We start from the raw sequence: 380 nt of genomic DNA, 5'->3' as shown, positions 1-380 counted from the left end.
GAAAAGGATTCGATCACCGGGGTGATCGTCACCTCGGCGAAGAAGACCTTCTTCGCGGGCGGCGACCTCAACGAGCTGATCAAGGTCACCCAGGCCGAGGCCCAGGGTTTCTACGAGATGATCCTGAAGATCAAAAGCCAACTGCGCCGCCTGGAAACCCTCGGTAAGCCAGTGGTTGCAGCCATCAATGGCGCGGCGCTGGGCGGCGGCTGGGAAATTGCCCTGGCCTGTCACCACCGTATCGCCCTGAACGAAAGCCACGTGCAGCTCGGCCTGCCGGAGGTCACCCTGGGCCTGTTGCCTGGTGGCGGCGGGGTGGTGCGCATGGTGCGCCTGCTCGGTCTGGAAAAGGCGTTGCCGTATCTGGCCGAAGGCAAGAA

The 380-nt window shown here is 63.2% G+C and carries 1 protein-coding gene; it reads left to right on the top strand.

Annotation, left to right across the window (positions count from 1 at the left end):
• The coding region (locus ACODSO_RS29290; protein WP_489040104.1) for an enoyl-CoA hydratase/isomerase family protein at positions 1-380 on the top strand (380 nt) is incomplete at both ends.

The organism is Rhodococcus sp. FG69, from assembly GCF_057808915.1.
Note: the sequence above shows the minus strand (reverse complement) of the source record. Positions and strands in the feature narration are given on the sequence as shown.